24 protein-coding genes are annotated in these 26,676 nt (G+C 36.8%); 15 read left to right on the top strand and 9 right to left on the bottom strand.

Annotated elements, in window-relative coordinates; translation table 11 throughout:
- Positions 1–54: 54 nt before the first annotated feature.
- From AB1278_RS06340 to AB1278_RS06320, 5 genes are read left to right on the top strand one after another with little or no spacing between them, the layout of a single operon-like run.
- Complete coding sequence (locus tag AB1278_RS06340; protein WP_110011338.1) at positions 55–1,221, top strand: porin; 1,167 nt, start codon at positions 55–57, stop codon at positions 1,219–1,221.
- An 18-nt stretch (positions 1,222–1,239) separates the two neighbouring features.
- Positions 1,240–2,670: an anion permease gene (locus tag AB1278_RS06335; protein WP_395974675.1), complete on the top strand. Its 1,431-nt coding sequence runs from the start codon at positions 1,240–1,242 to the stop codon at positions 2,668–2,670.
- Positions 2,671–2,686: 16 nt separating this feature from the next.
- Entirely contained in the window at positions 2,687–3,343 is a 657-nt protein-coding gene (locus tag AB1278_RS06330) for a succinate dehydrogenase cytochrome b subunit (RefSeq protein ID WP_062674167.1), read from the top strand.
- A gap of 11 nt (positions 3,344–3,354) precedes the next feature.
- A complete protein-coding gene (locus AB1278_RS06325) occupies positions 3,355–5,271 on the top strand; it encodes a fumarate reductase/succinate dehydrogenase flavoprotein subunit (protein ID WP_202838839.1) in 1,917 nt (638 codons plus the stop codon).
- A 12-nt stretch (positions 5,272–5,283) separates the two neighbouring features.
- Positions 5,284–6,036 (top strand): succinate dehydrogenase/fumarate reductase iron-sulfur subunit, encoded by a 753-nt coding sequence (locus AB1278_RS06320; protein WP_202838838.1) that lies wholly within the window; start codon positions 5,284–5,286, stop codon positions 6,034–6,036.
- Positions 6,037–6,103: 67 nt separating this feature from the next.
- Here AB1278_RS06320 and AB1278_RS06315 read toward each other — a convergent pair whose 3' ends face one another.
- The 5 genes from AB1278_RS06315 to AB1278_RS06295 form a co-directional block, all read right to left on the bottom strand.
- Positions 6,104–6,874, bottom strand: coding sequence for a cyclase family protein (locus tag AB1278_RS06315; protein ID WP_202838837.1), 771 nt, complete (start codon positions 6,872–6,874; stop codon positions 6,104–6,106).
- Between the two features lie 80 nt (positions 6,875–6,954).
- On the bottom strand, positions 6,955–7,812 hold the full coding sequence (locus AB1278_RS06310; protein ID WP_202838836.1) for a GLPGLI family protein: 858 nt from the start codon (positions 7,810–7,812) through the stop codon (positions 6,955–6,957).
- A gap of 66 nt (positions 7,813–7,878) precedes the next feature.
- Positions 7,879–8,082 (bottom strand): bacteriocin-like protein, encoded by a 204-nt coding sequence (locus tag AB1278_RS06305; RefSeq protein ID WP_202838835.1) that lies wholly within the window; start codon positions 8,080–8,082, stop codon positions 7,879–7,881.
- A 321-nt stretch (positions 8,083–8,403) separates the two neighbouring features.
- Positions 8,404–9,366 carry a hypothetical protein gene (locus AB1278_RS06300; RefSeq protein ID WP_343642007.1) on the bottom strand — a complete coding sequence of 321 codons (963 nt, stop codon included), beginning with the start codon at positions 9,364–9,366 and terminating at the stop codon, positions 8,404–8,406.
- 61 nt (positions 9,367–9,427) lie between these two features.
- The gene (locus tag AB1278_RS06295) at positions 9,428–10,441 is read right to left on the bottom strand and encodes a nucleoid-associated protein (RefSeq protein ID WP_062674158.1); all 1,014 of its coding nucleotides are present in this window, start codon (positions 10,439–10,441) and stop codon (positions 9,428–9,430) included.
- Between the two features lie 522 nt (positions 10,442–10,963).
- Here AB1278_RS06295 and AB1278_RS06290 point away from each other — a divergent pair.
- From AB1278_RS06290 to AB1278_RS06255, 8 genes are all read left to right on the top strand, one after another.
- Positions 10,964–11,320 (top strand): DUF7674 family protein, encoded by a 357-nt coding sequence (locus AB1278_RS06290; protein WP_429813103.1) that lies wholly within the window; start codon positions 10,964–10,966, stop codon positions 11,318–11,320.
- 82 nt (positions 11,321–11,402) lie between these two features.
- A complete protein-coding gene (locus AB1278_RS06285; RefSeq protein ID WP_262510407.1) occupies positions 11,403–11,534 on the top strand; it encodes a hypothetical protein in 132 nt (43 codons plus the stop codon).
- Positions 11,535–11,585: 51 nt separating this feature from the next.
- Positions 11,586–11,981 (top strand): DUF7674 family protein, encoded by a 396-nt coding sequence (locus AB1278_RS06280; protein WP_110011329.1) that lies wholly within the window; start codon positions 11,586–11,588, stop codon positions 11,979–11,981.
- A 125-nt stretch (positions 11,982–12,106) separates the two neighbouring features.
- Complete coding sequence (locus AB1278_RS06275; protein WP_429813099.1) at positions 12,107–12,703, top strand: hypothetical protein; 597 nt, start codon at positions 12,107–12,109, stop codon at positions 12,701–12,703.
- A 142-nt stretch (positions 12,704–12,845) separates the two neighbouring features.
- Entirely contained in the window at positions 12,846–13,421 is a 576-nt protein-coding gene (locus tag AB1278_RS06270) for a hypothetical protein (RefSeq protein WP_429813096.1), read from the top strand.
- Between the two features lie 44 nt (positions 13,422–13,465).
- Positions 13,466–14,257, top strand: coding sequence for a helix-turn-helix domain-containing protein (locus AB1278_RS06265; protein WP_429813093.1), 792 nt, complete (start codon positions 13,466–13,468; stop codon positions 14,255–14,257).
- A gap of 112 nt (positions 14,258–14,369) precedes the next feature.
- Entirely contained in the window at positions 14,370–14,789 is a 420-nt protein-coding gene (locus AB1278_RS06260) for a DoxX protein (RefSeq protein WP_429813090.1), read from the top strand.
- A 19-nt stretch (positions 14,790–14,808) separates the two neighbouring features.
- A complete protein-coding gene (locus tag AB1278_RS06255) occupies positions 14,809–15,165 on the top strand; it encodes a cupin domain-containing protein (protein ID WP_202838827.1) in 357 nt (118 codons plus the stop codon).
- 64 nt (positions 15,166–15,229) lie between these two features.
- Here the strand turns inward: AB1278_RS06255 and AB1278_RS06250 are convergent, their stop codons facing one another.
- From AB1278_RS06250 to AB1278_RS06235, 4 genes are all read right to left on the bottom strand, one after another.
- Positions 15,230–16,339 carry a heparan-alpha-glucosaminide N-acetyltransferase domain-containing protein gene (locus AB1278_RS06250; RefSeq protein ID WP_202838826.1) on the bottom strand — a complete coding sequence of 370 codons (1,110 nt, stop codon included), beginning with the start codon at positions 16,337–16,339 and terminating at the stop codon, positions 15,230–15,232.
- A gap of 338 nt (positions 16,340–16,677) precedes the next feature.
- Positions 16,678–17,628, bottom strand: a complete 951-nt coding sequence (locus tag AB1278_RS06245; RefSeq protein ID WP_429813086.1) for a BPSS1187 family protein — start codon at positions 17,626–17,628, stop codon at positions 16,678–16,680.
- A 44-nt stretch (positions 17,629–17,672) separates the two neighbouring features.
- Positions 17,673–18,428 (bottom strand): aspartate/glutamate racemase family protein, encoded by a 756-nt coding sequence (locus tag AB1278_RS06240; RefSeq protein ID WP_429813083.1) that lies wholly within the window; start codon positions 18,426–18,428, stop codon positions 17,673–17,675.
- A 719-nt stretch (positions 18,429–19,147) separates the two neighbouring features.
- Positions 19,148–20,515, bottom strand: a complete 1,368-nt coding sequence (locus AB1278_RS06235) for a LuxR C-terminal-related transcriptional regulator (protein ID WP_429813080.1) — start codon at positions 20,513–20,515, stop codon at positions 19,148–19,150.
- Between the two features lie 1,135 nt (positions 20,516–21,650).
- Between AB1278_RS06235 and AB1278_RS06230 the strand changes: the two genes are divergently transcribed.
- Positions 21,651–23,582: a hypothetical protein gene (locus AB1278_RS06230; protein WP_429813077.1), complete on the top strand. Its 1,932-nt coding sequence runs from the start codon at positions 21,651–21,653 to the stop codon at positions 23,580–23,582.
- A 1,158-nt stretch (positions 23,583–24,740) separates the two neighbouring features.
- Entirely contained in the window at positions 24,741–26,615 is a 1,875-nt protein-coding gene (locus AB1278_RS06225; RefSeq protein WP_429813074.1) for a hypothetical protein, read from the top strand.
- Positions 26,616–26,676 lie beyond the last annotated feature (61 nt).

Raw genomic sequence — 26,676 nt, 5'->3', positions numbered from 1 at the left:
TGCATCAGATACATGTGGTAAAATAAAATTCACAATTAAAAAAACAAAATAGATATGGCCTTTTTTTCGATTAAAAAGAAAAGCCTGATTCTGTGTATGCTGGCCTGTGGGTTATCTGCTTATGCACAAAATCAGGATTCTCTTAAGACCACCTCTGCTCTACAGGAAAAAAATGATGTTAAATATCCGCAGTTGCAGATCAAAGGTCTTTTTCAGGCACGTTACCTTGTTGGGATGAGTAAAGATGTAGACGTAAACGGACTTCATCACACCGATGGTTCCGGAACTGACAATAATTTCATGCTCAAATACATGAGGGTTCAGGTTCGCGCGCAGATCAGTAAACGTACTGAAGTTGTAGTTTTGGCCAACCTTGCCGATTTTAAAAATGATCCCAAAAGCAGAGTTCTTGAAAATGCTTACCTGAAGTATACTTTCAATCCCAAATTAGCGATTACTGTAGGACAGTTCAGACCCTGGTTCGGTATTGAAGAGACTTACCCTATTGATATTATTAAATCTTTAGACTGGTCTAACCAGTATACGGAATTCGGAAAGCTGGGCTGGACAAGTTTCCAGATCGGAATGTCTGCTACAGGACAGCTTCAGCTGGGAGAAATTCCTTTCCAATATGCGGTTTCAGTGGTGAACGGAAACGGAAAAAACCAGGTTAATGATAATGACAACGGAAAACAGTATTCTACCCGCCTTGTTTTCGGATTATCAAAAAAATACAATTTCAATGTAGGTCTGAATGGCGGTATCGGGGAAGTTTTCAGCAAAAAAGTATATGCGCTGGGCGTAGATCTGAGCTCACTGATTCAGTTTGATCCAAAATGGAGCCTTGATATGCAGCTGGAAGCTAAGCAGGCTACCAACCATGTTCTGTACAATTCTATTGCTCCTGAAATTCGTCCTGAAAACCCAGATCAATATCTGATCCGTGGTGCCTATTTTCTTCCGAATCTAAGATATGAGATCAACCACAAAAACCTCAGCGCCTTCGAACTATCCTGCCGTTACGAATACCTTGATACCAATTTCAGAATGGCTTCCAACCCAAGACAGACGATCACCCCGATGTTCGGATTGGAATTCCTGAAAAATTATGGGGCAAGAATTCAGCTGGGAGTTCAGTTTGACCGCTATAAACATCAGATAGAAAATACATCACAATACAACAATAATCTATTCATTGTACAGGTACAAAGTAGATTTTAACGATTAAATAGTAGTATCATGAAAGAAATTAATATTAAAAACGTAGCGATCACATTTGTTGTTGCGTTGATCATATGGTTCATTCCTGCTCCGGAAGGTGTTGCAGAGAATGCCTGGCATCTGTTTGCCATCTTTGCGGCAACCATTTTAGGAATCATTCTTAAGGCAGCACCAATGGGAACAATGTGTATGATGGCCATTGGTTTTACAGCCCTTACGCAAGTGGTAGCTCCGGGAGACGCGGGAAAATCCATTACCAAAGCGCTTTCCGGTTTTGGAGACAAAGTAATCTGGCTGATTGGGATTTCATTCTTTATTGCCAGAGGATTTATCAAAACCGGATTGGGAAACCGTATTGCCTTTTTATTCATCAGAGTTTTTGGAAAAAGCTCACTGGGACTGGCTTATGGGTTAGGACTTGCCGACGTTTGTCTTGCTCCTGCTATTCCGAGTAATACTGCAAGAGGTGGTGGGATTATTTATCCTATCATGAAATCTATGGCGATAAGTTTTGATTCCGTTCCTGAAAAACCGGAAACTCATAGAAAATTAGGTTCATTTTTAACGTTGAACAGCTACTACATGAACCTCATCGCCTCTTCCATGTTCCTTACCGGGACAGCCAGTAACCCGATGTGTCAGAAGTTTGCAGCCAACCTTGGTATTGATATTACATGGATGTCATGGGCTGCTGCAGGGTTCATTCCTGGTGCAGTAGCGTTCTTTGTCGTTCCCTTGGTATTGTACAAATTATATCCGCCAGAATTGAAAAAAACAGGTGATGCTCCGAAAATGGCAGCTGAGAAATTAAAAGAAATGGGACCTATTTCCAGAAACGAATGGCTGATGCTGCTGGCATTCTTCATTCTGCTGGCCCTTTGGATATTCGGTGGAGCGCTTTCTATTGATGCTACTACTACAGCCTTTATCGGATTAACATTATTACTACTAACCTCAGTACTAACCTGGGAAGACGTAAAAGGTGAAAAAGGAGCATGGGATACTATCGTTTGGTTCGCCGTACTGGTGATGATGGCAAGTTCTTTAAATGAATTAGGTTTCATTGGATGGTTCAGTAATCTTATCAAAGTACAGATTGGAGGTTTGAGCTGGCAGGTAGCTTTCCCGGTTATTATTGTAGTATATTTCTTCAGTCACTATATTTTTGCCAGTGCTACTGCTCACGTAGCGGCCATGTATGCTGCCTTGCTGGGTGTCGGTGTTTCTTTAGGAATCCCACCAATGCTGCTGGCAATGATGCTTGGTTTCATGGGTTCAATTTACGGGGTACTTACTCATTACGGCCACGGTCCTGCACCGGTATTCTTCGGAAGCGGATATGTTGACCTGAAAGTCTGGTGGCTCAGAGGTCTTGAAATTGGAATCGTTCTATTGATCATTTATATGGTTGTAGGAGGATTGTGGATGAAAGTCTTAGGATATTATTAACCAATACATCAAAAATATGTTATCAACACTGTCAAGAAAAATGCTGATGTGCCTTACAGGACTCTTTCTGGGATTCTTCCTGTTGATTCATTTCCTTGGAAATCTTCAGCTTTTTCTTCCACAAGAACAAGCGCACCTGCAGTTTAATGCTTATTCGCATTTTTTATCAGGAAATATCATTATCAAAATAGTCTCTTACGTTTTATATGCCAGTATTATTCTGCACGCAGTAGACGGACTGATGATTACTTTAAAAAATAAAAAATCAGGAGGCGGTTATCAAACGGACAGACGTGGAAGAGCTAGCAAGTGGGCTTCCAGAAATATGGGAATCCTGGGAACATTAATTCTGATTTTCCTGGTGATCCATTTCCAGAACTTCTGGTATATCTATAAATTCGGAAATCCTCCTTTGGATGAAAACGGAAATAAAGACCTCTACATTCTGGTAGTGAATGTCTTTAAAGAATGGTGGTACGTTATCATTTATGTTGTATCAATGATCGCTTTGTGCTATCACCTGATTCATGGAATACACAGCGCTGTAAGAACCCTGGGATTATATCATCCTAAGTTTGTACAATGGTTCAAAACTATCGGGATTGCGTATTCAATCATTATCTGTGTAGGTTTTGCATTGATGCCTGTGTATGTATTCTTCACTTATCATTAAAAGGAACGATCATGATTTTAGATTCAAAAATACCACAAGGCCCATTGGAACATAAATGGGAAAATTATAAAAAGAAAGCAAAACTCGTAAACCCTGCCAACCGTAAAAAACTGGATGTGATTGTTGTAGGAACAGGATTGGCGGGAAGTTCAATCGCAGCTTCTTTAGGGGAAATGGGATATAATGTCAAATCATTCTGTTTTCAGGACAGCCCGAGAAGAGCACACTCTGTGGCAGCACAGGGAGGTGTGAATGCCGCCAAAAACTATAAAAATGATGGTGATAGTGTCTACAGAATGTTTGTAGATACCTTAAAAGGAGGAGACTTCAGAGCCCGTGAAGCCAATGTCTACAGAATGGCAGAATGTTCTTTGAACCTCATCGACCAGGCTGTTGCACAAGGTGTACCTTTTGGGCGAGAATATGGCGGATATCTGAACAACCGATCCTTCGGAGGAGTTCAGGTAAGCCGTACTTTCTATGCGCGAGGACAAACGGGGCAGCAGCTTCTTCTGGGAGCTTATCAGGCTTTAATGCGACAGGTTGGAAAAGGTTCCGTGCAATTATTTTCAAGACATGAAATGCTGGATCTGGTTACTGTTGATGGGAAAGCCAGAGGAATTATCGTAAGGAATTTAGACACAGGAGATATTGAAAGACATGCAGCACACGCTGTAATATTGGCAACCGGAGGTTACGGAAAAATTTATTATCTGTCAACCCTTGCCATGGGATGTAACGGTTCTGCCATCTGGAGAGCCCATAAAAAAGGAGCTTTAATGGCTTCCCCAAGCTGGATTCAGGTACACCCTACTTCACTTCCACAATCCGGAGATTATCAGTCTAAACTGACCTTAATGTCTGAATCATTACGTAATGACGGCCGAATCTGGGTACCATTAAAGGAAGGTGAAACCAGACCTCCCAATGACATTCCTGAAAATGAAAGGGATTATTATCTTGAAAGAAGATATCCGGCTTTCGGAAACCTTGCTCCAAGAGATATTTCTTCCCGTGCAGCCAAGGAAAGAATTGATGCCGGTTTCGGAATCGGGCCTTTGAAAAACGCCGTTTATCTTGATTTTTCAAAAGCAATACAGGAACAGGGAAAAGATAAGATCAAAGAAAAATATGGAAATTTATTCGATATGTATCTGAAAATAACAGGATATGATGCGTATAAAGAACCCATGATGATCTCTCCTTCTGCCCACTTTTCAATGGGTGGACTTTGGGTAGATTATGAACTGATGACTACTGTTCCCGGACTGTTTGCGTTGGGTGAAGCTAATTTTGCCGATCACGGAGCCAACAGATTAGGAGCCAACTCTCTTTTACAGGCGTCTGTAGACGGATATTTCATTGCGCCTTACACGATTGCCAATTATCTGGCAGATGAAATTCACACCGGAAAAATTTCACCGGATACTCCTGAATTTGAACAGGCTGAAAAGGCCGTTAAAGATCAGATCAACGATTTTATCAATATTAAAGGAACCAAAACCGTTGATTACTTCCACAAAACTTTAGGAAAGCTCCTCTATGATTATTGCGGACTGGCAAGAAATGAAGAAGGGTTGAAATACGCCATTCAGGAAATCCGAAAACTGAAACAGGAATTTTACAAAGACGTAAGGGTTTCCGGACAGGGAGATAAAATGAATACCGAACTGGAAAAAGCAGGCCGTGTAGCCGATTATTTCGAAATCGGAGAACTGATGTGCTATGATGCATTAACCCGTAACGAATCCTGCGGTGCTCACTTCAGAGAAGAATTTCAGACCCCGGACGGGGAAGCCATGAGAAATGATGCGGAATACCAATTTATTTCTGCCTGGGCCTGGAAAGGTGAAAATGGTGAACCTGAATTGATTAAGGAACCTTTAATCTTTGAAGAAATTCAGCCAACGGTAAGAAGTTACAAATAAAAACAGAAAATTATGGATTTACATCTTAAGATATGGAGACAGAAAGACAGAAAAAGTGAAGGAAAACTGGTAGGTTACGACCTGAAAGGATTGAATCCACACATGTCTTTCTTAGAAATGCTGGACACTTTAAATGAAAAACTGATTATTGAGGGTGATGAACCTGTTGAGTTTGATCATGACTGTCGTGAAGGGATCTGCGGACAATGTGGAATGATGATTAATGGTATTGCCCATGGTCCTTTGAAAAATACAACCACCTGCCAGCTTCATTTAAGATCCTTTAAAGATGGGGAAACGATTCTGATAGAGCCATTCAGAGCTGAAGCATTTCCGGTGAAGAAAGATTTAAAAGTAGACCGTTCTGCTTTTGACAGAATTATATCTTCAGGAGGTTTTGTATCTGTGAATACAGGCCAGGCTCCTGATGCCACAGCAATTCCGGTGACTCACCAGACGGCTGAGGAAGCTTTTGATTCTGCTGCGTGTATCGGATGTGGAGCGTGTGTTGCCACTTGTAAAAATGGAAGTGCAGCTTTATTTACCTCTGCAAAAATCACTCATATGGCGCTTCTTCCTCAAGGGAAAGAAGAACGAAGCAAAAGAGTACTGGATATGGTAGCCCAAATGGATACGGAATTATTCGGGCACTGCTCCAATACAGAAGCCTGTGAAGTAGAATGTCCTCAGGGAATTTCTGTCCTGAATATTGCCAGAATGAATTTTGAATACAACAGAGCTTTGTTTTTCAGAAAGAAAAATTAATCTGAGAAAACAAAGATGATCATAAGTAAAGGACGAATTTGTAAATTCAAATTCGTCCTTTTATTTCTTATTCTATCATGGCCACCACTCTCGCCGGAGCTGCAGATCCGCCAACAATTTTTAACGGAAATACACAGATTTTAAATCCGGATGGAGGTAATGCACTGAGGTTTGTAAGCTGTTCGATGTGTAAATATTCTTTTTCGATTCCTACACGATGACCTTCCCAGAAGAATTCAGGGTCATTCATTTCTTTGGCTTTCTGAGCCATATATTTCAGGGGAAGATCCCAGCCCCACTGATCGATTCCCATTACTTTTACGCCCTGGTCAATCAGCCATTCTGTAGCTTCTTTACTCATTCCCGTTCCTTTTTCCACAAAATCCGGAGTTCCCATCATTTTATCACGATCGGTTCTGATCAGAACAATATTTCCTTCCTGAATGGTAATTCCGTTTTTATCGAGATCTTTTTTCAAATCCTCAACAGTGATAGCAACAAAATCTTCTTTATGCGTACAATCAATCACAATTCCGTCTCCGTAGCACCACTCCAGCGGAATCTGGTCTATCGTTTTAGCAGGCTTTCCTTCTACTACAGGGCCATAATGCCAGGGAGCATCAATATGTGTTGTAGCATGAAGTCCCATATTTTTGATCGTGTCATCTGCCCAGCCTATCCAGTTTTTAGGAAAAAGCCTTGACGGAAGCCTCAATGCCAGACGAATCAACCAATGCGATTTTCTATGGGCTTTATGTTTGATTTTCACCCTCATGAACCATGGGTCTCCTGCATTATACTGAATCGGCTTTGTTAAATCGACAAGTGTTGTTTTCATATGATTTAGCTAAGAAGACAAAGATAATGAATAAGGCAAAAAAACGAATAGATAGTAGCAAACGAAAAAAAGATTAGCCATTACTGATCGTTTTCTAATTCTATCGGGTTTTCATATTTTTTGTTTTCTTCTCGTTCTTTTTGTCTTTGTCTTATCATTTCTTGACCTTGTATAATGGTTGTTCCATAACTTGCGAGTACAGCAGCGGCATTGGCTTCATTATTTCTAACTGCTTGCTTTAATTTTTGTTGTGTGGTTTCTATCGCATCTGTATATCTGCTCTTTTTAATGGTAATTAATTTACCATTTAATTTAGATGCAGGTATAGATTTTACCAATTCAAAATCAAAATCTCCTTTATCATCTGTTATTTTAACAATCAGTCCTGGTAATCCGCTAAATTTATATGGACCGTAAGGCAACGGAATTTCGGGATCATACCATGCTATCCAGTTCCGCCCTTTAAAAGTAACTTCTGCTTTTTTACAAATAATTGTATTGATTACTTTGGTCTCATCCACAAGCCTCCAATTCTTTATTATTGGTTCTTTATAGGTAAGTAAAGACATTCCAGCTGATCTAAAATATTGTATATTTTCGTTGGATTGAATTATGGTAAAAGATAAACCTGTTTTTGGAATCACTACCCCTTTTTTCCAGCCAAGAGTTATACTGCCATCAGCATTCTTTGTGCTTGTTCCTGAAGTGGCCATTACCGAATCACCTTTTAGCGATATAACACTTGCAAAAAATGCACGTTTATCTCCTATCTGTAATGAGAATTGTTCTTCATGCCGATAATCAGTCCGTGTATCGAATTTTGCTTTTAATTGATAGGTAAATTCCCCACGCAGAGTATCCTGTTTGTATGATTGTGTATAAAATAAAACACTATAAAATAAAATGAATATTTGTATTAGTTTTTTGTGGTAATGCATAAGAGATATTTTCATTATAAATTGCACTTATAGTATTAACTTTTACTATAAGTGCATTTACATTAATTAGGCTAGATTATTACTAGGTCCATAATGAGAAGCTGGCTTACAATAATTTGCTTCAAGAGCATCAATCCAAGCATTTGCTTGCTCAGCGGTCCAATCTTGAGTAGTTGTAGCTTTTACTCCACATGAAGTTTCAGCATACCAAACTTGGCCTGCCTTTACAGTTTTAAGATCTTCACGAGTCAATTTTTTTAATTGTTTCATAAAATATGTTTTTTTAATTGAGTCTCAAATATATACAAATAACTCACATCTGAAGGATATTTTTTGTTATGTTAAGTAGTTGTTTATCTGTTAAAAAAATATTTTTTGCTTAAAAATTTCTGTATAAAATTGAATTGATTTTTATCCTGTTACTTAAACAAAATGCATTTATTAAAAAAATGCATTTGGAGATTTTTTTATATGTTAAATAGTCAATGTCAAACAGAAACTTTACATCTAAAGTCTGAAAATATGTATTTGTTCTGATGTATTATTATCAGATTTAGCGTTTTTGCTTTTTGCTGTTTTGTCTTTTACTCTCTACAACCCTCTGGGAATCACAATCTTCTTCGGATCATTCTCATCATACATGATCTCAATAGTTCCTTGTTGAGGAATGGAAGAAAGCTTTAAAAGGCTCACAATTTTCTTATAAACAGCAATATGTTCAGTCCCTCTGAAATCTTTAAAACTTACCTGAAACATGATTTGTGGCTGATCGTTCACTGTAAGGCCTGTCTGGCTTACACTGATAATATTGGCTTCAGCATTTCTTCCTGAAAAAAGAATACCTTCTTCTTTTGTATTTTTTAAAAACTTCCCGAAAATAAGCTGAAAAACCAGGACATAAATAATGGTCATCACCCCGCTGAAAATAATCGGGTGCATGAATGTCAGAAACCTCCAGCCGAAATCAAAAGATTCTCTCCAATAGAAATAAGAGTATAAGCCAATAACATAAGCAATCAGTAATACAAGAAATACGATTCGTAAAATCATTCCTGATGTATTGAATCCTACTTTCTGATCACTTAAAATAAAATAGGGTTCCTGTGATACCTTAGGATTCAGCAGTACCTTGATTTTGTTTCCTACATCAAATCTTCTCTCCTGCGGTCTGGAATCATGAAACATCATTGTATGTTCTATCACCGTATTGCTGAGATTGGGAAATGAAAGCCCGACCTGAATGAGATTCATGTTTTTTTTAGGAATGTATTTGAGGAGTTTATAATCAATGATTCCCGCTTCTCTTGGAATTCCGTTCTGTACAATGGACCGGATCGTATTTTTCTCTTTAAAAGTTGTAATGAAAAGCTTGTTGATAAAGAAAATAATCACATATCCCCATATTAACAAAGAAAAACCGAGATACCCATAGCTCACCGCTAATGAATTTCTCGGTTCTGTTGCCAGCTCCTCCGTCATCATGTAAATGAAAATTGGAAAAGGAACACAGAAAAAGAAGAGAAAAGCTCCCCAGAAAATGATCATCAATTTCATAGCTGTTATTTTGTAATCAGCAATAAAGTTATGATATTATTATGGAACCGGAGACTTCTTTTTATACCTCTTTTTCGAAATAAAGTCTGTAATATTTTCCTTTATCATCCTCACCCATTTCAATTTTCTGTCGGTCTCCGTGGATGTAGATATGGAAGTTTTTATCTAATTTAATAATACTTTTAAAGTGTCTCTGAGTCTTTTTTACCGCCGCTTCACTGATCGGGAACTCTTCAGCAATATTCACCTGCATGTCCTGTTCGTAGTCTGTTTTAAAGTTCACGAAACTTTCAATTACATGCTCATCACCCAATACTTCATTGGCAAATTCATCCAGCTTAAATTCTTCTTTTTCCTTAAAGAAATTGATCGACTTATTCAGGAAATCTGCCTGGTCTGCTTTGGAAACTTCAAATTCCTGAGGAAGTTGTTTGGTGATATAATCTTTATACACCATCAGGGCTTCCTGCGTGTGGAAATATTCGTCATCACGCTGTTTTACTTTCAGGAAATCTTCGAACCAGTAGTACATATCCCCGTTTTTGTTGTTATCAACTACAGAAAGTACATATCCTGTTTCTTTATTGTTGTTGTAGATCAAAGCAGCCTTATCAATTTTAGACAAACCTATTCCCTGATCTTTTTCAATATCAAATGTCTCTTCAGCAGGATTGATTTTCAGGAAAGATTCTCTCTTCTCCGTTTTAAAAATCCCGATTTTATCCACTCTGTCCGGACGGTCGCTTTCATCTTCGAAAAGTACGATGAAAAGCTCTCCACTCTGAACTCTCGGGTTCTCAGCAGCCTCGAAAAGATGTTTGGCAATATTCTCAGATTCCCAGATAAACTTGGATTTATCATCAAAAATTTCAGATACTGCACTGTAAACCGGATTATTCACCAGATAAGTGTCACTGTAAAAATGGAAGGTTTCTTCCGATTTAAAAGAACCTAAAAAGTAGTCTTCAAGCATTTCTGCCATTCCTTCTTCCAGCTTCAACTCCTCCTGGGAAAGTGTCAGCGAATCTCCGTTGATCTTATTTCCGACTCTGTGTACTATTATTTTTGAAAACATTTTCTGAATATTTGGACTGCAAAGATATTCATTCTTATTCTTTCTGCGAAACTTAAAAAATGTCATTTTATAACACTCTCTTTTAACCACCCCGTCAAAAATTCTTTGAATTTTCGCCCCCCTCCAAAGGATGGGAATTATCAGTCCTCAGATTAGTAATAAGGTGTGATAGCAGCAATTTTTGTCTTTTTATTTTTTCCAAATTGATAAGAACCTTATCATTTTGACAAGCTTTTCTGTTTAAAAAACTTAATCATAAAATCACAACACATTATATATCAACACTTTAATCATATTCCATTTTCATCGGAATACCATTGGCATCATGATTTGAAAACATAGAAAAATGGACTTAAAGACTTTAAACAGACTCGACAAGCTCAGAAGGTTAAAAAGCAAAGGACCTGCAACTCCGAAATGGCTTAAACCCTATCATATGCTCTTTTTTGCTTTTTTAACCATTTTCATTTTTGGTGCCTTCATCAAAATGCTAGAACACTATCACCATTAAAATATAATACGATGAACTATTTACAAGCCGTAAAGGAAATCACCGACGTGGTTCCCGACTTTGAAAAAGATGTACAGGAAATCAAAATTCAAAACTCATACAGCATTATCCGCACTTTTACGGAACGTATTAAAAATATGATCAGACAGAATGACAGAAATCTGCTGTTCAGGAGTTTACAGAAAATGGACAAAATTTACACTGACGGAGATACAGTATTAAAGAATGCAATTGAGACAACCTTTATCTATTCTCTGGACAATTGTACTGCTTTCTGCACTGAGGAATACAGAAAAGTGATTTTTAGTCATATTTCTGCCAACCTTCAGAAAGTATATTCAAGACAAATTTACAGTCATGGCATATAAACGTTTTGTTACATTTTTTATCCGTTTCATTACAAAGTGTTTAAATTAAACAAAATTAAAAATAACTCACAATCAATAGATTATGAAAAACAAAATCAGAAAAATTTCAGACTGGAAAACCTGGAAAACAACGACTAACAGGCACAATGCAGAGATATTACTCACTCACATTGCTGTGATCGTCGGAGTATTTATTTTTGCAGCCTGTCTTTAAATTTTGGTATACATTTCGCTGCACTAAAAAGTGTTTGAAAAATTCTTAATTATGATGAAAGTACAAATGCAAACTATTAATCAAAAAATAGCTGTTGAATACTTAAAATTTTTCTATCCGCCACTTCGCAATGAAATCACCCAGCTGTCTGTACAGGACAATTTCGCCGGGATCATGCAGGCTACCGTAAATTATCTGAAGCACCTGCTGCAGGAATCGAAGATCAATATCATTGCCCATCACATCAAGTTGATGGACTGGATCTACAGAAACGGGAATTCTTATGTAAGAACCATGATTGAAAACCTGTTTGTAAGATCTTTCGAAAGCTTCAAGAAACACGCAAAGATCCAACATTGGAAACTTCTTTACCAATATATGCCTGTCAGCTTCCAGATCATTTATAATGAACAACAGAAGCAGGATCAGATATATTTTGGGAAATAAATTAAGTCAAAAAGCGAAAAGGTAAATACGCGTTTACCTTTTCGCCTTTTCATTCCTGATCGATATAACTCCCACTCTAATATGTTTCACAAATAGGTGTGAAACTTCTTTTTATAAAATATACCATGAAATACTCTTTTTATGCCCTGATAATGGCATTGTCATTAATATCGTGTGAAAACAACGACAATATAATTGATGATCCGAGACCTGTTGATAAAAATGTTTACTCGTTTCAATTTAAAAGTTATACTGTAAAAAATACGGTTTTGTACAAAGGATCAAACGGAGAAAAATCTACTCCGGATGAATCTTACCTTACCGATTACTGGAGCCTATACCAGGAACCTGCATGGGAAAAAATAAATCTTGATCTTAAAAACAAAACGATCAGGTTATTCTCAGAAACCTCATCTACAGATTTTGCTTACAGCTTTACCATCGCGAATGATTCTGTACTGATCAAAGAGAACAACAATAATAAACCAACTTACATTGGTGATTTCCATAAAGACACTTCTTCATTCACCTTAAAAAGAACATACCGATACGTTAAAAAAGTTTCCCGAGATGACCAGGACGCACTATTAATTACCAAAAGTTCTCATTTTGGAACAACTCAATACGAAAATATTTTCGGTAATATATTCTCCAAACCTTCTGAAATGATCAAAACAGGAGATCAGGTTTTATGGAGCAATATTGAATATTCTTATAAATAATTGTAGCTACATTTTTATTTTTTAATTATTAACTCAGAAACCAACTTCCCATCCTGCAAGATCCGGAAGGTTTTCGTTGAGAAATATTCTGTAATAATATATCTTCAGTTATTTTATTAACTTTAGATATTATTTATAAATAATGAAGAATAAATATTTTTATGGATTTTTAATCACTTTTATTTACACAGGATATAATGCCCAGGTTTCTGATACAGTAAAAAAACTGGCACAGCCTTTAAGTACTCTTTCTTATGCTGAGTCCTCCCATATTGGCTATGGAGGTGAAGAAAGTAAAATTTATAATCAATTTAAAAAAATTGCTAAAACAGCAAGTAATGATGAGCTCTATTACTATGCGATGAATGGCAGCAATGCGTTAAGGGTTTATTCCGCCAAGGAGCTATTTAAAAGAAATGATAAAAGATTCTTAGTTATCTATACTTTCTATTATAACAATCCTTTAATGATGAAATATACTTTGGGATGTGTCGGAGAAAATAAAAATATTTCAGAATTTTTAAAAGATGAAGTATACTCTGCCCAGGATTATATTTCGTTGCGGGATCATTTATTGAAAAATAAAGATAAGCAAGATGAAATGTCAAAATTACAATTAAGCCAAATCAGAGACCATGGCTATGGCAAGCTTACAGAAGAAAATGTCAATTCAGTTAAAAAGCATTTAGAAGAAATTGATAATAAAAAATCAAACTAAAACTTATCTGTTCAATTTGATATCCACCTTTTAACAGATCTGAAATGATTAAAATAAGAAAATACTCCAACCAGGCAGGATATCCTGAACCGCGACGGGTCATCAGATACACCTTATTCTGGTGCCAATCCGGAAATGCAGAAATTCTGATTGACGAAAATATTTTTATGATGAAAACCGGTCAGGTTGTAACCATTACTTCAGGACAATTCCATCAGTTAAAATCAGTGGAAGGAGAATTGACTGCATTGGAATTTACGCTGGATTTTTTCTGTAAAAGTGATAGTGATATTGAACTTATCTTCCACAATGGTCTCTTCTGTCATTTTGGAATGAATGAAATGATCACTGTACAGCACCCTGAATTTTTCTCTGAAACATTGAACACTATTGAAAAAGAAATTCAGCAACAGCCTTACCAGTATCTGATCTCTACACATTCTCTGGTGGAATTGCTTCTGGTAGAAATCAACCGCAGTAAAATTGTCCACGGCGATGAAATATGGAAACCCGATGCTTTATTTTTAAAGTTCCTTGAAACTGTAAGGGCAAATTTTAAAAATAATTATCAGGTCTCTCATTTTGCTGATCTTCTCGGAACCACTGAAGCCAAACTGAATGAGGTTTCAAAACTTCATACCAACAAAACGGCCCAGAATGTGATCTACAGCCTCATTATTTCTGAAGCTAAGAGACTTTTATTATATGAAAAGCTGACTGTAAAGGAAATTGCCTACCAGCTTGGTTTCAATGATCCTTTCTATTTTTCAAATTTCTTTAAAAAACATACTTCACAGTCTCCCAAAGAGTATCAGAAAGTGGTAAAGGAAATTTAAAAACTTTCAGCTTCCTTCTTCAATATTACATGCTTTTCCCGGAATTGTCTATTCTTTAGGCGGCGGCTTTCGCTGAACTTTGTACTGTAATTAAAACCTAAAAATTATACGTATGAAAACGCAACAGGATACCGCCGTTTTTTTATTAAGAATTGCTCTGGCTGCCGGATTTTTATCAGCAGTAGCAAGCAGGCTGAATCTTTGGGGGGCTCAATCTTCAGGCTGGAAAAATTTTGTTCATTATACCGCTGAAACCAATTCATTTTTACCACCATCGTGGGCACCTTGTATTGCCCTATTTTCAACGGCAGCTGAAGTTTCAATAGGCTTTATGCTTCTTCTGGGTTTTCAGATAAAAAGAACAGCAAGGTACGCCTCTGTGCTCACTTTATTTTTTGCCATAGCCATGAGCATTTCTTTTGGAATTAAAGAACCTCTGGACTATTCAGTCTTCGCATTCAGTGCAGGGGCATTTCTTCTGAGTACATTTTCCCATTATAAATGGAGTTTTGACCATTTCTTACATCAATAACAATTAAAATTTATATTACATGAACACCAACATCCACGATTACATCGTAAAAACAGAACAGAAAGAATGGCAGCCTTTGATTGAAAAAGGAATTCATTATCAAGGTATTTTTGTAAAATCCTTAAAATTTGATCCTGAAAAAAAACGTTCTACCAGTATTCTTTTAAAATTTGAACCAGGAGCCAGCTATCCTTATCATAACCATCCTGCAGGAGAGGAATTATTTATACTGGAAGGTGATGCAACTATTGCAGGAGCCCGGCTTGAAAAAGGAGATTATCTATATACTCCGCCTGATTTCAAACATTCCGTGAAATCTGAACATGGCTGTACCATTCTTTTTGTTGTACCGGAAGAAGTGGAAATTCTTAGCTGATTACAAAACAAAACCACGGTAATTTTTACCGTGGTTTTTATGAATTTTAAAGAGGATGGAATTATTATTTTAAAACTGTTTCATCAGGTGATATCAGTATGAAGTCAATTAACGTTTTTTTCTTTCTTATGACATCCACCATAGTCTGTACTGAAAAGGTGAGAATAATATACAACGGGATCAGCATACACACGTATCCAATTTCATGTTGCCGATATCCGAAAATTCCTTTTCCCCACGAGATTAATATCCATTGAATCATGTACATTGAGGTCAGGTTTTTACTGCAATATTTGAGAACACGTATAAAACCATTTTCTTTGGCGTTTGCCATAAACGTATTAATCAGCCATAAAAACAGTAGTGTCCAGCCTGCAAAATAAAGAACACCTCCGGGGCCCATATGATAAAAACCATTGTAATGATAATCACCATACAGAAAGACCAGCGGTGCTCCTATGGCAATAAATAACAGTCCGGCATACAGCATATTTCTAAATATCTGTTGGGTATTGTAGTTCAGCTCCTGAAACCATTTCCCGAAAAACATTCCGATGATGATAAAGGCCATCCATGGAAAAACAGGGAAATAGACATATGCCGGATAATCGGTATTGAAAAGGAGATCCAGAACATAATTGATCACAGGATAATCCAGGTTAATTCCGCTTACTTCCCTGGATACCAGCGCAACGAATAAACCTATTGCCAGAATGATATATTTATTTTTCACATACGCCCTGATAAATCCAACAAATAATAAAGACATCCCAGCCAGCTGTAAAATATCACCCAGCTGTACCAGATATACATACTGCTGTTCTATAGGTGCGCCCCAGCCATATTTTTGGATAAAATTATCGGGAGCAAAATTAAAAATGACAGGAATCATAAACTTCATAAAGTTCATGAACAACCCTGCAAATATTAGTAAAGCACCCCGTTTTAAAGCACTTTTAAGACTTTGATGACTGGAAGTCATGAAAGTAATTCCCATACAGATCAGGAAAATAGAAGTTCCCCTTCCAAGAAAAACAATAAAACTGCCGACAGCTGTTTCATATTGTGATTTTACATTGGCATACACCAATAAGGTATGTATAATGATCATTCCGATGACACTTATACCTTTTATTACATCCAGAGTAAGGATTCTTTTGTTTTGTAGTTTCATAGTTTTTAATGAAAATGTGGATTAGATGGACAAAATTGTATTCATTAATGATTTCTTTAAATTATATTTTTATTTATTCTAAATAAAACCAAATATACAAATTAAAACCATTCCTCATAATTCATGAATCAATTTTCATAAAATAGTAATACTTAAACATTTACTCCAGTATAATTACAATAATATTTTCAACACTCAAGTATGTAATTTTCCTTGAATCGTCAGACAATGAAAGTTTAATATTCTATGTCTTTAAATAAAAAAACTCTTCCAGCAGGAAGAGTTTTTATCATATCTAAACTTATAGCTTTAAATCATAGCAAATGATCTTTTAGAAATCATAGCCCCGAACCAAGCATTTTTATCCAGATAGGTTGATACACAGGATTTTTAATTCCTTCCACATGATAGGGATTAGGAGGAGTACGCATATTTGTGTTTTGAACAATAGACTGATCTAATGCAAAAACATTCTCTGCTGGGATATGGAGTGTTTTACAAATTTCCGCTAGCTCTGTTGAAGCAACCTCTTTTACATGATAAGTTGCAAAAACATTTTGAGGTGATGTTACTAATTTTTGGGAGTACCACCCTGCGATTTTTTTCGTTTTGGAATTACTGTAATCCCACCCCCCTGAAAAGCTGATGATCCTGGCTACAGACTCATGCTGGGCAATAAATTCAGCCATTCCTCCCCCCTGAGACTGACCGGCTATAGCGATTTTGCTCCAGACAGGTTTACCTGTGTTGTGATCAAGATACTGAGACCATACACCCTCTTTATCATTTTTTGACAAATACTGTAAAAGTTCTGTCAGGCGAGGTATTATGGCATCCTGATACTGATCCGGAATAGGCAGGAAAGTATTATCACCATAAATACGTTTTCTACGGAATTCTGCAGCACAGTCAATATTTTGATTCAAATAATCTCCTTTACACACCTGCGAAACTCCAGGGGTACTTATAAAAGAAAGTGCTATAACCCTATATCCCTGCTCCAATGCTGTTTTTAAAAAACTTTGGGGAACATGAACAGTTGATCCTTTAGTCCCTGTGAGCCATAGCAGTACTTTATTATTCTTAATGGCCTTATCATAAAATACAATATGTGCACTGTCCCAGTTCTTTACCGAAGGATCAGCTTCACTGGGTTTCACCTGAATCTTTTTATATCCGGAAAAATCAATAGCAGGATTTACCTTTTGTGCTTTCAGATTTGCGGACAAACTTGCCAAAAATAACACAATAAACAGTATCATGGTGGATAATGAGGTCTTTTTTTCCATAGTATTTAAAATTAAATTAGACAATTAAAGCACTATAACAAGTGTTAAAAATCAGTTCTCAGAATAAAATCTACTCCCATTTGGGCGTGCAGCAATGTGGTGTTGAATACCGGAATCTCCAGATCATTTTCCCCGATAATAATCGGAAATTCTGTACATCCCAATATGATACCTTCAGCACCCATCGTTTCCAGGATTACAATCTGATCCAGTATATATTTTTTTGTTTCAGGCTTTAAAATACCAAGAGACAGTTCTTTTTGTATGATCATGTGAAGATTTTTTCTGTCTTCCTTTGTGTCAGGTACTATGACTTCAATATCGTAGTGATCCTTAAGAATTTTTGCAATAAATGGCTCCTCCATCGTAAATATTGTTCCGATAAGCCCAACCTTTCGAAGACTTTTCTTTCTAATGGCAGCTCCTGTTGCATCTCCGATATGCAGTATAGGAATCCTGCTATGGGCCTGCACATCATGATATACTTTGTGAGGGGTATTAGCACAAAACATGGCTGCAGTGGCTCCGGCTTTATATAATTGATCGCAGGCTTCAATCAGCATTGCTGCAATTATATCCCAATGATCCGACTTTTGCAACTGATGCATAGAATACTGATCAAGATTTACTAATACAAGAGGAGGATTTGTATTATTACCGAAATAATCATTGATGGTTTGGTTCAGGTACATGTAATATTCCAGCGTTGAATGCCAGGAAAGACCTCCGACAAGACCTAATTTCCGTAAGGTGGGATGGTGCAGAGGATAACCTGAAGAACTTTGATTATAATTATTCATGACAGTTTTGTTTGCAGTTCTCTGCAGCCGGTACTTGTACTGCAAAGCCGGAAATCTCACCCTCTTCTTTACAAAATAATCGTATGCAATTTATAGGGAAGTACATTTTCTATTTTTTACCAAGATTAAGAAAAAAACAGAGAGAAGCATAATAATACCCTACAACATATATACGCCACTTTGTAGGTATACCCACAAAAACTACTCACACATAGTGCCTTTTTTTGTTTTTTGAAAACACACAATAAGGCGAATTACTAATCGATCCATTATGTAATAGGTTCAAAACCAATTTTTGGATTAATGATTCTTATCGTTAAAATTATTGTATTGAAATACAGGAAAATGGATAGCCCCAACTGACATGCATTCCTTCATTTATTATCCAAAACAGCAATTATAAACTCATTATGTATAGTCAATATTTTTTACAGCAACAACAAAAGAAAACATCATATTTTATTATTTAATTCACTATAATGGATGTAATACATTGGCATTTTTTAAAATCATGTATTTTATAAACAAATGAAAATGCACATATGATGTATATAAAACCTTAGCTAAAAACTACGGATTATAAAATTCAGATCATAAATTCTGATGTTCTATAGCTTTTCAGGATAAAAATTAACAAAGAAACCGAAACAAAAAGATTTGTTCCGGTTCTGTATTATCTATTCAAATTAGCCGATACATGGATATTCTTTTCAAACCTGCTATGGCTCCAATATAGATCTGAAAAAAAGATACAGATTTGTCTCGCTTTCCAGATTCAGTTTTTTCCGTATTCTGTACTTTTTTGTCTGTACAGATCTGTGCTCCATAGAGACACTCTGAGCAATTTCCTTTGACGAAAAGCCAAGCCATATCATGGCACAAAAAGTTAAATCCGATTTGGAAAGATTAGGATTTATTTTCAGCAACTCCCTGAATAATTCCGGATAGGCTTCCTGGAATTTAGGAAAAAAATCAGCTTTTTTTTCTCTGGCAAGCTGAATGATATTCTCATAATTTTCACTGAGTTTTCTTTTCAGGTCTTTTGTTTCTTCCCCTATTTCAAAAATTATTTGTTGACTTTCCGCCAGCTTTTTTTTCTTTTTTCTTACATGTAAATAAAAGTAAACGGTGATTAAAGTAACCAACAGCATTGCGATACCACTATACCACAGCGTGGTATTATTTTGTTTTTTAAACTGAACTTTTTCGTTTTCTCTATCTTTATTCAGTCTGTTGATGGAGAGGTTTACAGCCTGATTCTGGTTGGCATTAAGGCTGTCCTGCAATGAAATTGCCTTTTTCAGATATTCATTTTCTTTTTCAGCATCTCCTTCATTTTTATAAAGTCCAGACAGTTCCTTATAATTGTTAAGAAGAAGTTTAGGTCTGTTGACCTGCTTAGCCAATTCAATTGACTCCTTAATTGCGTTGATAGCCTCACTGCTTTTTCCCTGACTGTTCAGAAATATTCCATAATTCTGTAAAACAACAGCTCTCTGGAATTTGTCATGTTTAAAATTCCTGGTTTCTAAAAGCATAAAAGCCTTTTGAAAGTAATACCTGGCAGAATCAGGTTTCACCTCAAATATGGTAAAGTACCTTGCAACATTAGATATATCGAGAGGATTTGCTTCTATTTTTATAGCTTTATGCAGGTAAATAAGAGCAGAGTCAGGCCGGTCAACATTGTACATGTAAAAAGATCTGGTTGAATAGGCATAGTGTAAAAACAGACGGCAGTCACGGTTATCTTTTCTCAGCTTCAAAGCATAATTCACAGCTTTTGAATTGTATTCCAAAGCCAGCTTACTCACATCCATTTTACTATAAACCTGGGCATACTCCTGATTAATTTTACCGAAAAGAAAATTATCATTGCTTTTCCCGGATATATCTTCAGCCTTGTTTAAATATTCTAACCCTTTCTTTAAATTACCCCCAAATACATATCGGTTGGCAATATTGGCATATCCCATTGCTTCTCCTTCGCGGTAGCCAATCCGGATTGCTTCCTTTATAATTCCTTTGTTCCAACGGATAAGATCATCGTCAGATATTCTTGTCCGGAGTACTTCATTTGTTTTCATCAGTAAAGTATCAATATTCCTTTCTGTATATCGTTGTGAAAATAGTTGCGAATAACATATTATGAAAGAAAATAAAATTATTTTATTTATTTTTTTTTAAAAAAACATAATAACGAGTTATTGATTAAAGATAAAAAAATACTTATCATGACCAAATAAAATTATTATGATAAGTACATCAGATTAATATTCTCCAATTCAGAAAACAAGAAACAAGGCAAAAGTTTCCTATCCATCATAATTTACTGTTCTGTAAAGTATAATTACTCCTTTTTTGAATGTTATCTTTTCTCTGTTTTTATTTACACGAATAACAAGATTGAGAATCACATCAAAATATATGTTGTCTCCCGTTTTCACCTGCTACCGGTAATAAATTCAATTTTTTTCTTTTTTGCTTTAAAGAAATGATTCAACCTTATTATTGGTTCCGGATGTCTGGAATCTCACAAAGAGATCAGCGATTCACTTTTCTTATATACATATCTATCTTATTTTTCACAAGGTTAAAAAAAAGTGATAAAAAATGCACAATAATAACATACATCGTACATACATCATCTTCTCAAATCCCTATAAACAAAGGATTCAAAAAAATCATACATCCTTACTACACCCACTTGAAAATGCACCCTATTTCCACCTGACAGCAAAAAAAAATTCTAACCAGAATCAACAGATGTATAAAACAGATGTAAAAATTATTATAACATTAGCTGTCTCTTTATTAATTTAAATCAATAACACCCTCCTTATCTTGATTTCTCCTCTATAAATCATGATTTAAAATTATATTGGTAAACCAATCTTTATTTACAACCTCTTATAGTAAGCTGATAAAAGCAACCAGGGCAAAAAGCAAAGATAGTATTTCCCTCTTTAATTCACTATAATGTGGTTTAATTTATTAACATTTTTTCCTTATATCATATATTTTTTCAATAAAAATACACTAATGATGTACCTATGATATACCCATGTTGTATCTATGATAAGCGTATAATATACTTTAAAACTTCACCAAGCATTACCTTTGCAACCAATCACAGTAAGTAAAGCACGTAGATAAAGTTCAGTAATATTTTCACTGCTATTATAACTGTTGATATAGGAAAATTATTAATTAACACATATTATGAAAAAAAATTTATTCGTAGTAGGATTGCTTGCTACCTTTTCATTGGCAAAATCACAGGTGGGGATTAATACCCCAACCCCCGCTGCAACACTTGATGTGACCGCTAAAAACAGTACTGGTACCGGTACAACAGTAGAAGGATTACTTATTCCAAGAGTAGACAGACAAAAAGCTCAGAGTATGACCGGGGTTCCGGTATCAACCCTTATCTATGTCAACAATATCGCTACGGGTACCGCTGCAGGTACCGCTTTGAATATTGATACCGTTGGCTACTATTATTACAATGGTACTGTATGGACAAAGCTGAGCACTCCCGTTAATATTTACAATGCAGATGGCACCCTTACCGGTAACAGAACAGTAACGCAGGGAGCCAATACCCTGGCATTCACAGGGACAAAAACCAATGCTTTTTCTGTCAATGGGAAAAATTTCTCCGTGGATGCTGCAAACAGCAGAGTGGGAATCGGTACCATCGCTCCTGCTTCTGCCCTGTCTGTTCAAAACAGTGCGGGAGCTACAGCCAATACCATTTCTGCAGGAATTGAAAATTGCGGGGCTCCGTGTTCACAAGGAGTTTCAAGAAATATTACCCTCTATAATTTAAATAGCACCGGCGGGCAGTTTGCAGAGCTGGGGTTCATTCCATCAACATCTGAAACAGGACTATCAGGAGCAAGCATTACAGGAATCGACCGTGATGCAGCCAACAGCTATGCAGGATTACAATTTTCAACCAGAAATGCTACAGATTATGCGCCGAGACTGACCATCAAATCTTCCGGAAACATTGGTATCGGGACAACAAATCCTACTAGTAAGCTTCAGATTGAATCAGGAACAAGCGGGGCTTTGAAAATTGTAGACGGAACGCAAGGGACAGATAAGGTGTTAACATCCGATGCCAGCGGAGTAGCAACATGGAAAGCTCTACCGGCAGCACCTGCATCTGCCAATATCTATAACACGGATGGGTCTCTGACAGGAAACCGTACTGTTACCCAGGGAGCCAATACCCTTGCCTTTACAGGAACACAGACCAATGCATTTTCTGTGGATGGAACTACCTTATCTGTAGATGCTGCCAATGACCGTGTAGGTCTTGGTACTGCAACGCCTGACACCAAACTGACCATCAGCACCCCTGATAATAGTTTTGGTTTAAACCATACCAATGGTACAGTGAATCTGAAAACATATATCGGAGCAGGAGCAGGTTATGTGGGGACTACTACTTCAAATAATCTGAACCTGATGGCTAATAATAGTGCAAAAGTGGTAGTTACTCCTTCCGGGAATGTAGGGGTAGGAATCAATAGTCCGGATAATTCAGCATTGCTGGATCTTAATGCTGCCAATAAAGGACTTTTACTGCCAAGAGTATCCCTGTCATCTCCATCAGATGCCAGTACTGTTCCCGCACCTGCAAAAGGCCTTCTGGTGTATAACAACAATACAGCCATGTCACCTCAGGGAGAAGGAATTTACTATAACGGAGGAACAAGCGCATCACCGAACTGGGGTAAAATAGGACCTGTTTCAAAAATGTATTTTAAATATTATACTTTTACAAACCCGAACGGAGATTTCATCTCTAACTTCGATACCAAAATACCTGTTTCTTCATATACTGCCATTGTAGTGGGATTTGACACCAATAATCACAGTGATATCAATGCAGGCTTTAAAGGTAATGGTTCAACCGTTTTTGATTTTCAGGCACCAGATATCTATACTTTTCAGCAAAACGGAACCTGGAGGATTTATGCAGATGTCCCTAATGCAAATACTACATCAGGCAGTTCATTTGTGTGGGGAATCAGAGTACTGATTATTTCCAATGAACAAATGTCGAATCTGAGTACTGGCACTTATAATCTTGGAGGCAGCAGCGTCGGAGCGGCAACTGCTTCTCCCGTTCCATAGCAGTAACCAATAACTAAGTCATCTGGAACATATCCAGCTTCAAATACTCTTCAAAAAAAATTTTGAAGGGTATTTTTATTTATTGCCCTGTCCTTTTTTAGTAATGAAGCTGTTTACACTTTTATATTCATTATTTTTAAATACAAAAGACCCAAAAGTTTTAAACACTCCATTTTTTTAGAGTCAGACCTTATATATAATAGCCCACTTAAGCTTTGTGAAAATCTTTGCCTGTTGAGCGAAGTTGAAATGTTCATCTCTTATGTGAGCTTTTGTGCAGTCTCATTTTAAACTTACTTAAGTAAACTCAAATGTTTTTAAATGAAATCTTTTGTGATTTTTGTGGTTTTGTAAAGTGTAAACAACTTTAATATTAGCTTTGACAGGCTCATCCTGACAACGTTTAAAAATTCCAGTTGGTATCCGGGTTGTCACCCTGAGCCTGCCGAAGGACTATCCATATGAAGACCTTTTGTTAATTATTAATCCCGGGTATTCATAAAAGAGACAAGTCAATAATTTTATTAAACCTGGATGATTATTAGTACCGTGAGATACCTGCTCATCCAGGCTTTATATTTTTACACTTAAAATATGCAGTAATTACATTAAGCCTTTTTACAATCTGTATTTCATTCAAAAATACCATTTATGATACCATCAATACCAGATGATGTATGAGCTTATATCTTTTACAGCTACAAGTAATTTCTTTTTTAATCAAAATCAAAAGAGCCTTTACAAAAGAGCTGCAGAATACCGGAACACCGTATTGCTAAGGTTTAAATATAAAAAGATAAAACACATTATAGATTAATTATTTCACACAACAATGATAATACAAAGTATAAAATACATTGATTTCATCAAATGATGTACATGTGATGTATGTGTGTTGTATATCAAAAACATGCGACCACCTTAATAAATCTTATTTTTACTAAGGAAATCATGAAATAAATTGAAGATCAAAAAAACAATACTATACAGCACAATCTTTTTTATTTCATTTCAACAATTGAAATGAAAGATTGACAAAAAATATGTGAATCTGATATAGATATAATAGTAAAATGTAAGGAGACTCTGTTGCTATGATGGAGTTCCCGACAACAAAAAGAGATATTAATTTATTCTAATCTTAATTTCTTATATATTATGAAAAAAAATTTATTACTAGCCGGCTTGCTCACCACCTTTTCTCTGGTGGCAAAATCACAAGTGGGGATCAATACAAGTAATCCTCAGGGAATATTTAACATTGACGGATTAAAAAATAATCCAACAACGGGAGTGCCTTCAACAGCTCAGTCTACTGACGATTTTACTGTGATATCTAACGGTAATGTTGGGATAGGCACAGTATCCCCCACTAATAAACTGGTGGTAACGGGCATTAATGCCCAACCCTCAGCATTGGGCACAGCCAATACCAATGCTGCACTCAGAGTTGATGGAAATACCAGCCATGCGCTGGATTTCGGAACCTATGCCAACTCTCCTTATGGATCCTATATTTCAAGCCAGAACAAAACGGCTGCCACAGGTCTTCCATTAGTATTAAATCCGGTGGGAGGAAATGTAGGGGTTGCTACAGATTCTCCAGGAACAGCTTTGGATGTAAACGGAGCGATTACCAACCGTGAAACCGCTTTAGCTGTTGCGGGTAATGCTGTTACGATACCTGCCAATGTCAGCCAGGTACAACTTACCGGCGCTGCTACAGCAACCGTTACGGTTACTGCGCCTGCTGCCCCTAATGCAGGTCAGCGAATCATTGTTTATAATAATACAACAGGAGGTTTTGGCGCCTCATTAGGTGGGGTTACCATTCCCAATGGCAAAGCTTTGGAATATGTATACAGTAATTCAGGATGGAGATCTACAGATGGCGGATCTGTAGGAGCTACTCCGGTAAATCTCTATACTGCAGACGGTACTCTTACCGGAAACAGAACGGTAACACAGGGCGCTAATACCCTGGCATTTACAGGAACGCAGACCAATGCATTTTCTGTAGACGGAAATACCTTATCTGTGGATGCAGCCAATGACCGTCTGGGAATTGGAACCACTACCCCTACGAATAAGCTGGTGGTAGCCGGAATCAATGCACAGCCTTCTGCATTGGGTACAGCCAATACCAATGCAACCTTTAGAGTTGATGGGAGTACGAACCATGCTCTGGATTTCGGAACCTATACCAATGCCCCTTTTGGATCTTATATTTCAAGCCAGAATAAAACTTCAACTACGGGTCTTCCTTTAGCACTTAATCCTGTAGGCGGAAATGTCGGGGTGGGTACCAATGCTCCTGATAACTCAGCTTTGCTTGATCTTACTGCTACCAACAGAGGCTTTTTGCTGCCAAGAGTATCATTAACCTCAGTCACAGATGGAGCTACTGTTCCCTCTCCTGCAAAAGGGTTAATGGTTTATAATTCCAACACCGCCTTAACTCCCTATGGAGAAGGACTTTATACTAATTCAGGAACTCCGGCAGCTCCAAAGTGGGATAAATTAGCCCCTCAGACAACTGATTATCAACTTTTAGGAGTTTTTACGGATACGGCAACAGCTCCGGTAGGCCAGATAGCACTACCTTCTGGTACTACTGTAAATAATATTGATCTGGGATTATCTGTTTCGGTAACTATTCCAGCTAACAATACTGCTAAAATTGTTGTAGATTATAGCGTTCCGATGGGGACTGGAGTTCAGTATACTGGTGTACCTATTACTGGTTATTTTGGAATACGTTTTCTCAAAGATGGTATAGAAGCACCAGAGTGTTCCAGAAAATTTACCCTTCCGGAAGGAACTACTGGCTCTGAAATGGTTTCTGTCTCCGGAAAATTTAATGATACCTTTAACAATACCAGTGCTTCTCCTGTTACAGTAACCTATACTTTAAATGGGTATGCTGAAAGTAATTCTTATCCAGTTAGGTTTAATATGTGGTCCGCTACAGGAAGTAATTTCAACTGGGGTAAAGCTTCAATGGCTGCTACTGTTTTCACTAAAGATAACTAGTAAGTAAAAGCATCATCAATTACATCAATTACAAAAAGGTCTCTTGAGCTCAGCTCCAGAG

The sequence above is a fragment of the Chryseobacterium sp. NRRL B-14798 genome (genome assembly GCF_050470705.1).
In the GTDB taxonomy this organism is placed as follows: Bacteria; Bacteroidota; Bacteroidia; order Flavobacteriales; family Weeksellaceae; genus Chryseobacterium; species Chryseobacterium cupriresistens.
Note: the sequence above shows the minus strand (reverse complement) of the source record. Positions and strands in the feature narration are given on the sequence as shown.

Bases quoted from the DNA above. Each gene is read 5' to 3' on its own strand.
- AB1278_RS06340 (WP_110011338.1), top strand. From the start codon at position 55: ATGGCCTTTTTTTCGATTAAAAAGAAAAGCCTGATTCTGTGTATGCTG.
- AB1278_RS06335 (WP_395974675.1), top strand. From the start codon at position 1,240: ATGAAAGAAATTAATATTAAAAACGTAGCGATCACATTTGTTGTTGCG.
- AB1278_RS06330 (WP_062674167.1), top strand. From the start codon at position 2,687: ATGTTATCAACACTGTCAAGAAAAATGCTGATGTGCCTTACAGGACTC.
- AB1278_RS06325 (WP_202838839.1), top strand. From the start codon at position 3,355: ATGATTTTAGATTCAAAAATACCACAAGGCCCATTGGAACATAAATGG.
- AB1278_RS06320 (WP_202838838.1), top strand. From the start codon at position 5,284: ATGGATTTACATCTTAAGATATGGAGACAGAAAGACAGAAAAAGTGAA.
- AB1278_RS06315 (WP_202838837.1), bottom strand. From the start codon at position 6,874: ATGAAAACAACACTTGTCGATTTAACAAAGCCGATTCAGTATAATGCA.
- AB1278_RS06310 (WP_202838836.1), bottom strand. From the start codon at position 7,812: ATGCATTACCACAAAAAACTAATACAAATATTCATTTTATTTTATAGT.
- AB1278_RS06305 (WP_202838835.1), bottom strand. From the start codon at position 8,082: ATGAAACAATTAAAAAAATTGACTCGTGAAGATCTTAAAACTGTAAAG.
- AB1278_RS06300 (WP_343642007.1), bottom strand. From the start codon at position 9,366: ATGAAATTGATGATCATTTTCTGGGGAGCTTTTCTCTTCTTTTTCTGT.
- AB1278_RS06295 (WP_062674158.1), bottom strand. From the start codon at position 10,441: ATGTTTTCAAAAATAATAGTACACAGAGTCGGAAATAAGATCAACGGA.
- AB1278_RS06290 (WP_429813103.1), top strand. From the start codon at position 10,964: ATGAACTATTTACAAGCCGTAAAGGAAATCACCGACGTGGTTCCCGAC.
- AB1278_RS06285 (WP_262510407.1), top strand. From the start codon at position 11,403: ATGAAAAACAAAATCAGAAAAATTTCAGACTGGAAAACCTGGAAAACA.
- AB1278_RS06280 (WP_110011329.1), top strand. From the start codon at position 11,586: ATGATGAAAGTACAAATGCAAACTATTAATCAAAAAATAGCTGTTGAA.
- AB1278_RS06275 (WP_429813099.1), top strand. From the start codon at position 12,107: ATGAAATACTCTTTTTATGCCCTGATAATGGCATTGTCATTAATATCG.
- AB1278_RS06270 (WP_429813096.1), top strand. From the start codon at position 12,846: ATGAAGAATAAATATTTTTATGGATTTTTAATCACTTTTATTTACACA.
- AB1278_RS06265 (WP_429813093.1), top strand. From the start codon at position 13,466: ATGATTAAAATAAGAAAATACTCCAACCAGGCAGGATATCCTGAACCG.
- AB1278_RS06260 (WP_429813090.1), top strand. From the start codon at position 14,370: ATGAAAACGCAACAGGATACCGCCGTTTTTTTATTAAGAATTGCTCTG.
- AB1278_RS06255 (WP_202838827.1), top strand. From the start codon at position 14,809: ATGAACACCAACATCCACGATTACATCGTAAAAACAGAACAGAAAGAA.
- AB1278_RS06250 (WP_202838826.1), bottom strand. From the start codon at position 16,339: ATGAAACTACAAAACAAAAGAATCCTTACTCTGGATGTAATAAAAGGT.
- AB1278_RS06245 (WP_429813086.1), bottom strand. From the start codon at position 17,628: ATGGAAAAAAAGACCTCATTATCCACCATGATACTGTTTATTGTGTTA.
- AB1278_RS06240 (WP_429813083.1), bottom strand. From the start codon at position 18,428: ATGAATAATTATAATCAAAGTTCTTCAGGTTATCCTCTGCACCATCCC.
- AB1278_RS06235 (WP_429813080.1), bottom strand. From the start codon at position 20,515: ATGAAAACAAATGAAGTACTCCGGACAAGAATATCTGACGATGATCTT.
- AB1278_RS06230 (WP_429813077.1), top strand. From the start codon at position 21,651: ATGAAAAAAAATTTATTCGTAGTAGGATTGCTTGCTACCTTTTCATTG.
- AB1278_RS06225 (WP_429813074.1), top strand. From the start codon at position 24,741: ATGAAAAAAAATTTATTACTAGCCGGCTTGCTCACCACCTTTTCTCTG.